Below are 13,558 nucleotides of genomic sequence, written 5' to 3' on the forward strand. Positions count from 1 at the left end.
CTTAACGCTCGTTCGTCATCGTGCTGGCGTTTCTGGTCTTGCGCCGGTCGTTCCGGTACAGCGAAGGGACGGGACCTGCTGTGACACCCGAGATCACCGGCACCGTGCAGTGGCGGGCCTGGCAGGACGGCGTACTGCCGCCCGTCGAACGCGTCCGGGACGGCCTGTGGTCCCTCCCCGTACCCATACCGGACAACCCACTGCGGTACGTCCTGGTCTACGCGCTCGAGGTGCGCGGCGGCCTCGCGCTGGTCGACGCGGGCTGGGACGCCGACATCTCGTGGCAGGCGCTCAACGACGGCCTGACCGCCATCGGTCACGACGTCCGCGACGTCAAGGCCGTGCTGGTCACCCACAACCACGCCGACCACCTGGGCCTGGCGGGCCGGGTCCGCGACGCCTCCGGCGCGTACGTCGCACTGCACGAGCTGGACGCCCATGCGATGCGCCCCGATCTCGACACGTACGACAAGTGGCGGCGCGGGTACGTCGGGCACCTGACGGAGCACGGCATGTCCGGCACCGACGCGGACGCCACGGCCGACATGATGGACCCCGACCGGCTGTTCCGCGCCCCGCGCCCCGACGTCCTCCTCCAGGACGGCGAGCGCATCGCCCTCCCCGGCCTGGACCTGCGGGTCGTCTGGACGCCCGGCCACAGCCCCGGCCACTCCTGCTTCTACGACCCGGACCGGCAGCTGCTCTTCTCCGGCGACCACGTACTGCCGCGGATCACGCCCTCGGTCGGGTACCTCCTGCAGAGCGTCGGCGATCCCCTCGCGGACTTCCTGCGCTCGCTGGACAAGCTGACCGGTTACGACGTGGCCGAGGTGCTGCCCGCGCACGAGTACCGCTTCCGGCAGCTGGACCAGCGGCTCGCGTACCTCGCGCGGCACCACACCGAGCGGCTCGCCGAGACCCTGGCCGCGGTCACCGCGGCGCCCGGCAGCACCGCCTGGGAGCTGGCGGCGCACCTCAAGTGGTCGCGCAGCTGGCAGGAGTTCGGCCTCCAGCAGCGCCGCTTCGCACTCGGCGAGACGCTCGCCCATCTGAAGCTGCTGGCGGCCCGCGGGGAGATCACCGAGAGGGCGGGCGGGCCGGAGCGGTCCGGTGAACCGGCGCGGCCGGTGCGCTGGGCACCGGTGGACGCGGCCTGACCGCCGTACCACGTCAGTGCGCGCTCCCGCGAAAACGGCCCACTCGACACACGAGTTGCATGCCTGTCACGGGCCTCACGCGCGCGGGCGCACCGCGCTGCCGCACCCGCGCCGACCAGCGGCGGCACGTTCTCGCCAGCCACGACGACGGCAGACATCCGGCCGGGAATTCGACGCAAAGCGACTGCTACTCGACGCAAAGAGACCGGTAAAGGTCCGAGACCGATCGGCGACACCTCACCGGAGCCCTGTCTCCGGACGCCTCACCAGAGCCATCTCTCCAGGAACTCCACCCAGATGTAGCCCACGAACCCGTCGAAGGCCGGCGGGTCGATGGCCTTCAGCTGTACCGCCAGCCGCCCCAGCTCGGCCACCGCGGCACCTTCGTCGCCGTGCGGGTCGTTCAGGACCGCCGACCGGCTCACGTGCAGCCCGTAGTGGTGCAGCGTGCGCAGCCACAGCTCTATCGAGGAGTTGGCGAACCACGCCTCGCCGTCGGGCAGTACGTAGTACACCGCGCCGGAGTCGGGATCGACGCCGAACGCCCAGGTCAGCGCGGGTGAGCGGCTGCCGTGCGTGTTCTGCGTCAGCCGGTACAGGAGCCGGCCGTCGCGGGTGCGCAGCTGCGGTTCGGGCTCGTGCTGGAAGCACGCCGTGCCGATGAGGTTGTCCACCACCGGTATCCCGGTGGTCACCAGTAACGCCTTCTGACGGTCCGGTATCCGCCACTTCGCCACGGCGTCCGGGTCGGCCCGGACGACCTGTCCGGCACCGGCCCACGCCACCAGCTCTTCATATTTCGGCACAGGAGCCCCTCCCCCCACGGCTGACCGCACGCGGCGGGACTCTACCGGGAACAACCGTCCGGCGAGTCGGACATCTGAACACGCGGCGCGGCGCGAAAGAGCAGACAGGAGCAGGAAAGAGAATTGAACGGTCGTTAAAATCCGGTGTCCGAAGGTGGCCGAACCTCGCCCCGGCGCCCGCCGCCGCGGATCAGCCGGACCGGCGCGGGAGGCTGCCGGCCGGCCGGTACTCGACCAGTACGAGAGCCAACTCGACGTAACGCTCGGCCAGTTCTCCGACGCCCACATCGCCGCCCGCGCGGTACCACTGCGCCACCGCGTTGCACATCGCGATCACGCCGCGCCGGGCATCTTCCGGATGCGGCGTACGGAACACGCCCTGCGCCACTCCCCCGTCGACCACTTCGTGGAACAGCCGCGAGCCGTCGTACTGCCGCTGCCGCGCCTCCTTCAGCCGGCCTTCGGAGAGGTGGCGGCACTCGGTCAGCAGCAGGCTGCTCTCCAGCCGGTGCTCGGCGCGGTACCGGACGGTGGCCCGCACCAGGGCGGCCAGCCGCTCCCCCGCGTCCGCGCCGGCCCGCGCCAGCTCCGCCTCGCAGGACGCGAAGTACTGGGCGCTGCTCTCGTCCAGCAGGGCGTGCAGCAGCTCCTGCTTGCCGGCGTAGTAGTGGTACATCGCGGAGAGGCTGACCTGCGCCCGGCGCGCGATGCCGCGGATGGACGCCGCGCCGTAGCCGCGCTCGGCGAACTCGTGCCGGGCGGCTTCGAGGACGGCCTGCTGGCCCGCCGGCCGCTCTGCATCCACCTGGATCATCCCCCTCCTACTGAACGAACGTTGGCTCAGTCTACGCAGCAGTACGGATCCACACGCAGCCGTACGCACGCCGAAGCGCCGCCCGGACGGATCCGGGCGGCGCTTCTCAGCGGGAGGTGGTGACTGGTCAGTCCTTGACCGGCCGGCCCGACAGGCGCTCGACGCCGCGCAGGAGGGCCGAGTGGTCCAGGCCGCCGTCGCCCTGGGCTCGGAGCGAGGCCACGAGGTTCGCGACGACGGAGCCGACGGGCAGCGCGGCACCGACGGTGCGGGCGGCGTCGGTGACGATGCCCATGTCCTTGTGGTGCAGGTCGATGCGGAAGCCGGGCTTGAAGTCGCGGTTCTTGAAGTTGTCCTTCTTGCGGCTCAGCACGGTGGAGCCGGCCAGGCCGCCGTTGAGGACGTCCAGGGCCGCGGCGAGGTCGACGCCGGACTTCTCCAGGAAGACCACGGCCTCGGCGCACGCCTGGATGTTGACGGCGACGATCAGCTGGTTGGCGGCCTTGACCGTCTGGCCGGAGCCGTGCGGGCCGCAGAGCACGATGGTCTTGCCCAGCGCGTCGAACAGCGGCTTGGCCTCGTCGAAGTCGGCCTGGTCACCGCCGACCATGATGGACAGCACGGCCTCGATGGCGCCGGCCTCGCCGCCGGAGACCGGGGCGTCCAGGACGCGGATGCCCTTTTCGGCGGCGTTCTTGGCCAGGTCGATGGAGGTCTGCGGGGTGATCGAGGACATGTCGATCAGCAGCGCGCCGGACTTGGCGTTCTCCAGGATGCCTTCGGGGCCGTACGCGATGGCCTCGACCTGCGGGGAGGCGGGAACCATGGTGACCACGACATCGGCGTCGCGGACGGCCTCGGCGATGCTCGCGGCCGCAGTGCCGCCGGCCTTGGCCAGCCGGTCGAGCTTGTCCTGCTCAAGGGTGAAGCCGGTGACGGAGTAGCCGGCCTTGATCAGGTTCTCCGCCATCGGGGAGCCCATGATGCCCAGGCCGATCCACGCGATCTTGGGGAGGTTGCTGCTCATGGAGAGTGTGATCCTTTCCAGGGGAAAATGGGGACGGTTCTCAGGGGAAATAAGGGCGGTCGGACGGTCAGGCGCTGTAGAGCCAGCCGAACGCCTGCGAGCTGGGGCGGTCGCCGGGCTTGTACTCCAGGCCGACCCAGCCGTCGTAACCGGCCTTCTTCAGGCGACCGAGCAGGTCCGCCAGCGGCAGGTCGCCGGTGCCGGGCGCGCCGCGTCCGGGGTTGTCGGCGATCTGCACGTGCCCGGTCTTGTCCGCGTAGGCGTCGATGACCTCGTTGAGGTCCTCGCCGTTCATGGACAGGTGGTACAGGTCCATCAGGAACTTGGCGTTGCCGAGCCCGGTGGCCGCGTTGACCTTGTCGACGATCTCGATGGCCTTGGGCGCGGAGACGATCGGGCAGAGCGGCGACTCGGGCTGGTTCAGCGCCTCGATCAGCAGCGTCGCGCCGACGCGGTCGGCCGCGCGGGCGGCGAGTACCAGGTTCTCCAGCGCCAGGGTGTCCTGGACCTGGGGGTCCACGCCGTCGACGCGGTTGCCGTAGAGCGCGTTGAGGGCCTTGCAGCCGAGCGACTGGGCGAAGTCGGCGGCGACGTCGATGTTGGCGCGGAACTTGTCGGACTCCTCGCCGGGGATGGACAGGGCGCCGCGGTCGGGGCCCGGCAGCTGTCCGGCGTAGAAGTTCAGGCCGACGAGCTGGGTGCCGGCGTCCTGCAGCGCGTGCCGCAGCGCGTCCAGTTCGGACTGCTCGGGCACGGGCGCGTCGATCCACGGCCACCACAGCTCGACCTCGGTGAAGCCGGCGGCGGCCGCCGCCGCGGGGCGCTCCAGCAGCGGCAGTTCGGTGAAGAGGATCGACAGGTTGACGTCGAAACGGGAGTCGGTGAAGCCCATGAGGGGTGGTCTTCCTTCCGGTGCGGACGACAGGGGGTCGGGGCGGGCCTCCCGCGTACGGGGCGCAGGCGGGAGGCCCGTCGGCGTCAGCTCTTGAGCGTCGGCTCTTCGCGTCAGCTCTTCAGCGGCGCGATCGCGCTCGGCGCGTGCCACGGCTCGGTGGCGATCTCCTCGAACTCCGTGACATCACTGATGTCCGCGGTCTTGCTCATGGAGATGTTGGTGATCCGCTCCAGGATCGCCTCGACGACGACCGGCACGCGGTGCTCGGCGGCGAGCTTCTTGGCCTGCTCGAAGGCGGCGCCCAGCTCGGCCGGATCGGTGACGCGGATCGCCTTGCAGCCCAGGCCCTCGGCGACCTTGACGTGGTCGACGCCGTAGACGCCCAGCTCCGGGGAGTTGATGTTCTCGAACTCCAGGTTGACCTGGAAGTTGATGTCCAGGCCGATCTGCGCCTGGCGGATCAGGCCCAGGTAGGAGTTGTTGACGAGGACGTGGACGTACGGGATGCGGTGCTGCGCGCCGACGGCCAGCTCCTCCAGCATGAACTGGAAGTCGTAGTCGCCGGAGAGCGCGACGACCTGCGCGTCCGGGTCGGCGGTGGCGACGCCGAGCGCGGCGGGGATGGTCCAGCCGAGCGGGCCGGCCTGGCCGCAGTTGATCCAGTGGCGCGGCTTGTAGACGTGCAGCATCTGCGCGCCGGCGATCTGGGAGAGGCCGATGGTGGTGACGTACCGGGTCTCGGGCCCGAACGCCTTGTTCATCTCCTCGTAGACGCGCTGCGGCTTCATCGGGATGTTGTCGAAGTGCGTACGGCGCTGCAGCGTGGCCTTGCGCTCCTGGGTGGAGGCGGCCCACTCGCCGCGGTCCGGCAGCTTGCCCGCGGCCTTCATCTCCTTCGCCACCTCGACGAAGAGCTCCAGCGCGGCCTTGGCGTCGGAGGCGATGCCGTAGTCCGGGGCGAAGATCTTGCCGATCTGGGTCGGCTCGATGTCGACGTGGATGAACTTCCGGCCCTTGCGGTAGACGTCCATCTTGTAGCCGGTGTGGCGGTTGGCCCAGCGGTTGCCGATGCCGAGGACGAAGTCGGACGCCAGGAAGTTCTCGTTGCCGTAACGGTGCGAGGTCTGCAGGCCGACCATGCCGGCGTTGAGCGCGTGGTCGTCGGGGAGGACGCCCCAGCCCATCAGGGTCGGGATGACCGGGATGCCGGTCAGCTCGGCGAACTCCACGAAGAGGTCGGAGGCGTCGGCGTTGATGACGCCGCCACCGGCGATCAGCACCGGGCGCTCGGCCTCGTTCAGCATCGAGAGGGCCTTCTCGATCTGGGCGCGGGTCGCGGCAGGCTTGTAAACGGGCAGCGGCTCGTACGTCTCGGGGTCGAACTCGATCTCCGTCTGCTGGACGTCGATCGGCAGGTCGATCAGGACCGGGCCCGGACGGCCGGACCGCATCAGGTGGAAGGCTTCCTGGAAGACGCCGGGGACCTGCGCGGCCTCCAGCACGGTCGTCGCCTTCTTGGTGACCGGCTTGGCGATCGAGGCGATGTCGACGGCCTGGAAGTCCTCCTTGTGCAGCACGGAGGTGGGCGCCTGGCCAGTGATGCACAGGATCGGGATGGAGTCACCGGTCGCGGAGTACAGACCGGTGATCATGTCGGTGCCGGCGGGGCCGGACGTACCGATGCAGACACCGATGTTGCCCGGGTGGGTACGGGTGTACCCCTCGGCCATGTGCGACGCGCCCTCCACGTGGCGGGCGAGCGTGTGCTGGATGCCGCCGCCGGCCTTCAGAGCCGCGTAAAAGGGGTTGATCGCCGCACCCGGCACGCCGAAGGCGTTGGTCACGCCCTCGCGCTTGAGGATCTCCACTGCCGCACGCGCGGCGGTCATACGAGGCATCGAGTACTCCTGCGTCGTCGGCCAATCAGGACGCGGACACGTTCCGGCGCAAGGCCCGGAACTCGCCGTTTCCGCATCTTGGAAAAGTTGTTTTGCTTTATGGAAGACGAAAGTAGAGCGAGACGCGGCAGCCGTCAAGAGCGGACCGCGCCCTTCAGCCGAGCCGGGTCCGGACAGCACGACGCCCTCCCCGGCAGGTGAGCCGGGGAGGGCGTCGTGTGGGAAGTGGCGAGGTGAGCGGCTCGGGAGGGTCAGCCGCGCTTGACGCGGCCGCGGACGGCGAGCACCGCGAGGCCGAGGAGGGCCGGCTCGGAGAGGCGGGACGCCATCTCGATGTACGTACCGGCGGTGGTCAGGCCCTGGCCGCTGGCGCGGAAGACCACGGAGTGGATGACCACGTCGGCGGCCTTCTCGGCGCGCTCCCCCGTGAAGCGGTCAACGAAGGGCCGCTGGAGCTGCGGGTGCTGCTTCCCGAGGACGCCGGCGCTCGCCGGGTAGGGGCGCGCGGGCGTGTCCGGCAGCCCGAACGCCATCATCAGCACGATCGTGGCCGCCATCGCGATGCCGAGCCCGACGAGGGCGCGGGAGGCGCGCAGGCCGTACCCGGAGAGCAGCCAGTACGCCTGCAGCAGCCAGCGCTCCGCCTTGTGCCACCGGTGACTGTACCGACGCATTTCCATTTCGCCGTAATAGAAATCCGCCGCCCCCGGCTCGTCCTTTGCGTCCTCGCGTGCTTTACGGAGCTGGCGGTAGGTGGTGGTGAGCGTAGCGAGTCCCGGTACGTCATCCGGTGATTCCGGCGGGTCACCCCAGGCGTGCCGCGCGGGCGGGCGGCGGCTGGGCAGCGTGCGCCATAGCCGCTCTTCTTCGATGATCAGGCGCTTGGTGCACCACCGGGGAATTCCCCGGCTCCATTGCACTCCTCGGGGAGCGGCGGAGAGCCGCCATTTCCCCTCGAATCTCAGCTGGTCGAGGTGGTGTGCGCCGGAGAAGCGGCAGCGGCTCAGGTCCACGTCGCTGAGCAGCAGCATCGAGGCGTCGACCCCGCGGATCGAGGCGATCGACACGTCGATGTCATGGGCGCCCGAGAGCGCTTCTTCGGCGGGGTGGCGGGGCGTGGAGAGGTCGGTCGCCACCGAGCTCGGGAAGAGAAGCACGGCATCGGTGAGATCGATCGTCCCCCATCGCGCGCGCAGTGCGACGGTTCCTTCGAAACGCGCGGAACGGACATCGATACGTGCCGCCATGACGGTTATCTGCAGGGCGTTACGGAATTCCGCCTCGTGCAGCACGAGCGTTCCTTGACATACGAGAGGCCCCACCCAACCACCGGCGAAAACCGCCCGAAGGAATTCCGCGTCACCGTGGACAACCGTCTCCCCGAACCACGCCCGGCCGTCGAAATGGGCGCCACCGAACCACGCCCTGGCGCGGAAATCCGCTGACCCGAATCCGGCGTCCTCCGCGAACCGTACGCCACCGAATCCCGCGGGCCCCGCGAACGACGCCCCGCCGAACCAGCCGCCCCGCTCGAAACGCGCGCCGTCGAAGACCACCGACGCCTCGAAATGCGCCCCCTCGAAGACGCCCTCGCCGTCGAACCGTACGCGCGAGAAGTCCGTGTCCTCCGTGAACCGCGCATGCGTGAACAGGGCGTCCCCGCACACCGGACGGCCGTCGTCGCCGCGCAGCCGCGCCAGCAAGTCCCTGACCAGCTCCGCGTCGAGCGTCACCCCACGGCAGTCGAGATCCGCGCCGGGCCGCAGCCCCGCCAGGTACGCCTCGCGATCGGCGGGTTCGAGGTGTGCCAGGCACCGGCCCGCGCCGGCCCGCGCGCCCCGGCACCCGAGCGGATCGTCCGCGGACGCCCCGAAGCCACAGTCGTGCCAGTCCGGTGGAGTCGTGTCCATGCCGGTGATCTGATCAGCACGGCACGCGCAGCGCAACGGGCCGGTACGTGGCGTACGTACCGGCCCGATCACGTGAGGTGCGTACCGCCCGGGAGCGTCAGCGGATCGGCATCCCCGCCAGCGTCCGCGCGATCACCAGCCGCTGGATCTCGCTCGTGCCCTCGAAGATCGTGTAAATGGCAGCATCCCTGTGCATGCGCTCCACCGGGTACTCGCGGGTGAAGCCGTTGCCGCCGAGGATCTGGATGGCCTGGCCCGTGACCTTCTTTGCGGTTTCACTCGCGAAGAGCTTGGACTGGGAGCCCTCGGCGGCGGTGAAGGGCTTGCCGTTGACGGCCATCCAGGAGGCGCGCCAGACCAGCAGCCGGGCCGCGTCGATCGACGTCCGCATGTCGGCGAGCTGGAAGGCGACGCCCTGGTTGTCGATGATCGGGCGGCCGAACTGCTCGCGGGTCTTCGCGTATTCGAGGGCCTCCTCGTACGCGGCGCGGGCGGTGCCGACGGCCATCGCGCCGACGGCCGGGCGGGACGCCTCGAAGGTGGCCATCGCGGCGTTCTTCACGCGCTCGCCGCCGCCGGCCTTGGCGCGCTCGCGGGCGCGGGCCAGCCGCTCGTCCAGCTTCTCCTTGCCGCCGAGCAGGCAGCTGCCGGGGACGCGGACGTTGTCGAGTACGACCTCGGCGGTGTGCGAGGCGCGGATGCCGTGCTTCTGGAACTTCTGGCCCTGGGAGAGGCCGGGGGTGTCCGGCGGGATGATGAAGGAGGCGTGGCCCTTGGAGCCCAGCTCCGGGTCGACGACCGCGACGACGACGTGGACGTTGGCGATGCCGCCGTTGGTCGCCCAGGTCTTGGTGCCGTTGAGGACCCACTCGTCCTTGGCCTCGTCGTACACGGCACGCGTACGCATCGAGGCGACGTCCGAGCCGGCGTCGGGCTCGGAGGAGCAGAAGGCGGCGACCTTGACGTCGTTCACGTCGCCGTACATCTGCGGTATCCAGGTGCCGATCTGCTCCTCGGTGCCGTTGGCGAGGACACCGACCGCGGCGAGGCCGGTGCCGACGATCGACAGGGCGATGCCCGCGTCGCCCCAGAAGAGCTCCTCCATGGCCATGGGGATGCCGAGGCCCGTGGGGTCGAAGTACTGCTGGGCGTAGAAGTCGAGCGAGTAGATTCCGATCTTGGCCGCTTCCTGGATCACCGGCCAGGGCGTCTCCTCGCGCTCGTCCCACTCGGCGGCGGCGGGGCGCATGACGTCCGCGGCGAATCCATGGATCCAGTCCCGGACTTCCTTCTGCTCGTCGTTGAGTTCCATGATGAACTCGGCCATGACCCCTCCAGCAGTGCGTTACTTGCGGTAACAGCAGTCTGTTACTCACGAGTAAGCACTGTCAACCTCAGCGACCGATATCTCCCGTCCCGGGACAGGGTGTTACGTTGCGCGAACAGCACGAAGTCACCAGGGCGGGGAGCCGGACGAATGGAAATGACACAGGAGAGCCGCCGTACGGCCAGTGAGCGCCGACGACGCGAGCTGTTGGAGGCCGCGGACCGCGTGGTGCTCCGCGACGGCCCCGAGGCGTCGATGAACGCGATCGCGGCCGAGGCCGGCATCACCAAGCCGATCCTCTACCGGCACTTCGGCGACAAGGGCGGCCTGTACCGGGCGCTCGCCGTACGCCACACCGACGCCCTCCTCGCCGGCCTGCGGGCCGCGCTGGACTCCCCCGTACCGCGAAGGGACCGGGTCGAGGCCACGCTCGACACCTACCTCGCGGCCATCGAGGCCCGGCCGCAGGTCTACCGCTTCCTGATGCATCCGTCCGACGAGGGGCAGACGCCCGACAGTGGCTTCGACGTCGGCCGGCACTCCGCTCCCCTGCTGCGGCGGATGGGCGAGGAGCTCGCGCAGGTCATCGCCGAGCGGGTGGACCTGGGACCGGTCGGCGACGAGCTGGCGCGGGTGTGGGGCCACGGCATCGTCGGGATGATGCACGCGGCCGGCGACTGGTGGCTCCGCGAGCAGCCGTGTTCGCGGGCGCAATTGGTACAGCATCTCGCGGACCTGCTGTGGGGCCGCCTCGCGGCAGCGGGCGACCGGCCGGGGGGACCGGGGTTCTGAGCCACAGGAGCCGCAGGAAGGACAGGAGGGGCAGGAAGGACAGGAGGGGCCCGCTAGCCCGCCACCGTCCGCCCCGCCCACGGCGCTCTCGCCGCCGCCCGCAGCGCTCGGCGGCGGCGCAGGCCGGTGAGGTGGTCGAGGTACAGGCCGCCGTCCAGGTGGTCGCACTCGTGCTGCAGGCAGCGGGCGAAGAAGCCGGTACCGGAGATCCGGCACGGCTCCCCGTCCAGCGTGACGCCCTCGACCACCGCCTCGTCGTGGCGCGGCGTACCGGCCTCGATCCCGGGCAGCGACAGACACCCCTCGGGGCCGCGGAGGAGCTCGCCGTCCACCGCCACGAGCCGGGGGTTGACCACGTGCCCGAGGTGGCGGACGTCCTCGTCGTCCGGGCAGTCGTAGACGAACACCCGCTGCGCGACGCCGATCTGGTTCGCGGCGAGGCCGACACCCCGCGCCGCGTACATCGTCGCGAACATGTCCTCCACCAGCCGCGCCAGCTCCGGACCGAATTCGGTGACCTCCTCGCACGGCGCGTGGAGGGTCGGGTCGCCGAGCAGCCGCATGGGGCGGACGCGGCCGGAACTGCCGGGGATGGCGCGGTTTCGCATGGGGGCAAGGGTACGTTCCGGTCGATGACCAGCAGCGTTCCGGTCCCGGCCGCCCGGCCCGGCCGTTCCGTCCGATACGGCGGCCGAAGGGCGACCTGCACACCCCCTCACGGGTGGTCTGGTTCGGGCCCCGGCGCGGAAATCGATAGGCTGATCCCCAACCACAGCCTCCCGGCCGGCCGGGCCGGTACGGAGGGGCGTTCCACCGGCGGCCCCGGGGGCAGGAGGGCGCCGGATGCAAGGAGGATCTAGGACGATGGCAGGCAACACGGACCCGCTGTCGCCGCGGGCCAAGCTGGCCGTGACGGCGGGCAGGGCCGCGGCGGCGGCGTCGCGCGCGGTGGGCCGCGGCAGCGGATCGGTGATCGGTGGCAAGGTCGCGCTCCGGCTCGACCCCGACCTGCTGGCCCGGCTCGCGCAGCACCTGGACGTGGTCCTGGTGTCCGCGACCAACGGCAAGACGACCACGACGCGGCTGATCGCGGAGGCGCTGCGGGCCAGCGGCCCGGTGGTCTCCAACGCGCTCGGCGCGAACATGCCGGCCGGCATCACCTCGGCGCTGGCCGGGGGTTCGGACGCGAAGTACGGCGTCATCGAGGTCGACGAGAAGTACCTCGCGGGTGTCGCCCGGGACGTCACCCCCAAGGCCATCGCGCTGCTCAACCTTTCGCGTGACCAGCTCGACCGCGCCGCCGAGACCCGCATGCTGGCGGAGAAGTGGCGCGAGGGCCTGTCCGGCTCCAAGGCGCTCGTCGTCGCCAACGCCGACGACCCGCTGATCGTCTGGGCGGCCTCCTCGTCCGCCAACGTCGTATGGGTCGCGGCGGGCCAGGAGTGGAAGGACGACGCCTGGTCCTGCCCGTCCTGCGGCGGCGTGATGCAGCGCCCCGGCGACGACTGGTTCTGCGGCGAGTGCGGTTTCCGCCGCCCGACGCCGAGCTGGGCGCTCTCCGGCGACCACGTGCTGGACCCGCACGGCTCGGCCTGGCCGATCAAGCTCCAGCTGCCCGGCCGCGCGAACAAGGCCAACGCCACGACCTCGGCCGCGGTGGCCGCGGCCTTCGGCGTGCCCCCGCAGGTCGCCCTGGAGCGGATGTACTCGGTCCAGGCGGTCGCGGGCCGGTACGACGTGGTCTCCTTCATGGAGCGCGAGCTGCGGCTGCTGCTGGCGAAGAACCCGGCCGGCTGGCTGGAGACCTTCTCGCTGATCGACCCGCCGCCGACCCCGGTCATCCTGTCCGTCAACGCCCGCGGCGCCGACGGTACGGACACCTCCTGGCTCTGGGACGTCGACTACACCCGGCTCTCCGGCCACCCGATCTTCGTGATCGGCGACCGCAAGCTGGACCTCGCGGTCCGGCTGGAGGTCGCGGGCCTGGACTTCCAGGTGTGCGAGAACGTCGATGAGGCCGTACGGAAGGCACCGCCCGGCCGTATCGAGGTCATCGCCAACTACACCGCCTTCCAGGACCTGCGCCGCCGCGTGGGCAACTGACCCGATCCGCAACGGACAAGGACGAGCAAGCATGAGTGACAACAGCCTGCGTCTGGTGTGGATCTACCCGGACCTGCTGAGCACGTACGGGGACCAGGGCAACGCGCTGGTGGTGGAGCGCCGGGCGCGGCAGCGCCGGCTGGACGTCCAGCGCCTGGACGTCCGCTCCGACCAGCAGATCCCCACCTCGGGCGACATCTACCTGATCGGCGGCGGCGAGGACCGGCCGCAGCGGCTGGCGGCCGAGCGGCTGCGCCGGGACGGCGGTCTGAACCGGGCGGTCGCCAATGGCGCGATCGTGTTCTCGGTGTGCGCCGGGTACCAGATCCTGGGCCATGAGTTCATCAACGACCTGGGCGAGCGCGAGCAGGGCCTCGGGCTGCTGGACGTGGTGAGCACCCGCGGCGAGGGCGAGCGGTGCGTCGGTGACGTACTGGCCGACATCGACCCGAGCCTCAACCTCCCGCCGCTGACCGGCTTCGAGAACCACCAGGGCGTCACCCACCTCGGGCAGACCGCCCGCCCGTTCGCGAAGGTACGGTTCGGCAACGGCAACGGCGTGGGTGACGGCTACGAGGGCGCGTGGAACGACACGGTCTTCGGTACGTACATGCACGGTCCCGTGATGGCCCGTAACCCGCACATCGCCGACCTGCTGATCAAGCTGGCGCTGGACGTCAACGCGCTGCCGCCGGTGAACGACCACTGGTACGAGGCGCTGCGCCAGGAGCGGATCGCGGCGGCTACGCAGCCGGCGTGAGGCGCGAGGCGTAAAGCAACGTTTCGGCGCGAGGCCCCCCTTGCCGTTTCAACGGGCGAGGGGGGCTTT

12 protein-coding genes are annotated in these 13,558 nt (G+C 70.5%); 4 read left to right on the top strand and 8 right to left on the bottom strand.

Going from position 1 to position 13,558, the window contains the following annotated elements; translation table 11 throughout:
- Positions 1-80: 80 nt before the first annotated feature.
- Entirely contained in the window at positions 81-1,157 is a 1,077-nt protein-coding gene (locus CCS38_RS19620) for an MBL fold metallo-hydrolase (protein WP_223734601.1), read from the top strand.
- 263 nt (positions 1,158-1,420) lie between these two features.
- Here CCS38_RS19620 and CCS38_RS19625 read toward each other — a convergent pair whose 3' ends face one another.
- The 7 genes from CCS38_RS19625 to CCS38_RS19655 form a co-directional block, all read right to left on the bottom strand.
- Positions 1,421-1,963 carry an SUKH-4 family immunity protein gene (locus CCS38_RS19625; RefSeq protein ID WP_223734602.1) on the bottom strand — a complete coding sequence of 181 codons (543 nt, stop codon included), beginning with the start codon at positions 1,961-1,963 and terminating at the stop codon, positions 1,421-1,423.
- Positions 1,964-2,153: 190 nt separating this feature from the next.
- The gene (locus tag CCS38_RS19630; RefSeq protein WP_223734603.1) at positions 2,154-2,777 is read right to left on the bottom strand and encodes a TetR/AcrR family transcriptional regulator; all 624 of its coding nucleotides are present in this window, start codon (positions 2,775-2,777) and stop codon (positions 2,154-2,156) included.
- A gap of 127 nt (positions 2,778-2,904) precedes the next feature.
- Positions 2,905-3,804, bottom strand: coding sequence for a 2-hydroxy-3-oxopropionate reductase (locus CCS38_RS19635; protein ID WP_223734604.1), 900 nt, complete (start codon positions 3,802-3,804; stop codon positions 2,905-2,907).
- Positions 3,805-3,871: 67 nt separating this feature from the next.
- Positions 3,872-4,696, bottom strand: coding sequence for a TIM barrel protein (locus CCS38_RS19640; protein ID WP_223734605.1), 825 nt, complete (start codon positions 4,694-4,696; stop codon positions 3,872-3,874).
- 113 nt (positions 4,697-4,809) lie between these two features.
- Positions 4,810-6,597: a glyoxylate carboligase gene (gene gcl, locus CCS38_RS19645; RefSeq protein ID WP_223734606.1), complete on the bottom strand. Its 1,788-nt coding sequence runs from the start codon at positions 6,595-6,597 to the stop codon at positions 4,810-4,812.
- A 251-nt stretch (positions 6,598-6,848) separates the two neighbouring features.
- Positions 6,849-8,507: a pentapeptide repeat-containing protein gene (locus CCS38_RS19650; RefSeq protein WP_223734607.1), complete on the bottom strand. Its 1,659-nt coding sequence runs from the start codon at positions 8,505-8,507 to the stop codon at positions 6,849-6,851.
- 97 nt (positions 8,508-8,604) lie between these two features.
- Positions 8,605-9,834: an acyl-CoA dehydrogenase family protein gene (locus CCS38_RS19655; RefSeq protein ID WP_223734608.1), complete on the bottom strand. Its 1,230-nt coding sequence runs from the start codon at positions 9,832-9,834 to the stop codon at positions 8,605-8,607.
- A 150-nt stretch (positions 9,835-9,984) separates the two neighbouring features.
- Here CCS38_RS19655 and CCS38_RS19660 point away from each other — a divergent pair, with 150 nt between their 5' ends.
- Complete coding sequence (locus CCS38_RS19660; protein ID WP_223734609.1) at positions 9,985-10,626, top strand: TetR/AcrR family transcriptional regulator; 642 nt, start codon at positions 9,985-9,987, stop codon at positions 10,624-10,626.
- A 53-nt stretch (positions 10,627-10,679) separates the two neighbouring features.
- Here the strand turns inward: CCS38_RS19660 and def are convergent, their stop codons facing one another.
- A complete protein-coding gene (def, locus tag CCS38_RS19665) occupies positions 10,680-11,234 on the bottom strand; it encodes a peptide deformylase (protein ID WP_223734610.1) in 555 nt (184 codons plus the stop codon).
- A gap of 256 nt (positions 11,235-11,490) precedes the next feature.
- Here def and CCS38_RS19670 point away from each other — a divergent pair, with 256 nt between their 5' ends.
- Positions 11,491-12,729, top strand: a complete 1,239-nt coding sequence (locus CCS38_RS19670) for a Mur ligase family protein (RefSeq protein ID WP_223734611.1) — start codon at positions 11,491-11,493, stop codon at positions 12,727-12,729.
- A 31-nt stretch (positions 12,730-12,760) separates the two neighbouring features.
- On the top strand, positions 12,761-13,489 hold the full coding sequence (locus tag CCS38_RS19675; protein ID WP_223734612.1) for a type 1 glutamine amidotransferase: 729 nt from the start codon (positions 12,761-12,763) through the stop codon (positions 13,487-13,489).
- Positions 13,490-13,558: the final 69 nt, after the last annotated feature.

This window comes from Streptomyces purpurogeneiscleroticus (assembly GCF_020024005.1).
Classification (GTDB): Bacteria; Actinomycetota; Actinomycetes; order Streptomycetales; family Streptomycetaceae; genus Streptomyces; species Streptomyces purpurogeneiscleroticus.

Excerpts from the sequence above, each read along its gene's own strand:
- CCS38_RS19670 (WP_223734611.1), top strand. The coding sequence starts at position 11,491 with ATGGCAGGCAACACGGACCCGCTGTCGCCGCGGGCCAAGCTGGCCGTG.
- CCS38_RS19655 (WP_223734608.1), bottom strand. The coding sequence starts at position 9,834 with ATGGCCGAGTTCATCATGGAACTCAACGACGAGCAGAAGGAAGTCCGG.
- CCS38_RS19660 (WP_223734609.1), top strand. The coding sequence starts at position 9,985 with ATGGAAATGACACAGGAGAGCCGCCGTACGGCCAGTGAGCGCCGACGA.
- CCS38_RS19630 (WP_223734603.1), bottom strand. The coding sequence starts at position 2,777 with ATGATCCAGGTGGATGCAGAGCGGCCGGCGGGCCAGCAGGCCGTCCTC.
- CCS38_RS19675 (WP_223734612.1), top strand. The coding sequence starts at position 12,761 with ATGAGTGACAACAGCCTGCGTCTGGTGTGGATCTACCCGGACCTGCTG.
- CCS38_RS19635 (WP_223734604.1), bottom strand. The coding sequence starts at position 3,804 with ATGAGCAGCAACCTCCCCAAGATCGCGTGGATCGGCCTGGGCATCATG.
- gcl (WP_223734606.1), bottom strand. The coding sequence starts at position 6,597 with ATGCCTCGTATGACCGCCGCGCGTGCGGCAGTGGAGATCCTCAAGCGC.
- CCS38_RS19650 (WP_223734607.1), bottom strand. The coding sequence starts at position 8,507 with ATGGACACGACTCCACCGGACTGGCACGACTGTGGCTTCGGGGCGTCC.
- CCS38_RS19640 (WP_223734605.1), bottom strand. The coding sequence starts at position 4,696 with ATGGGCTTCACCGACTCCCGTTTCGACGTCAACCTGTCGATCCTCTTC.
- def (WP_223734610.1), bottom strand. The coding sequence starts at position 11,234 with ATGCGAAACCGCGCCATCCCCGGCAGTTCCGGCCGCGTCCGCCCCATG.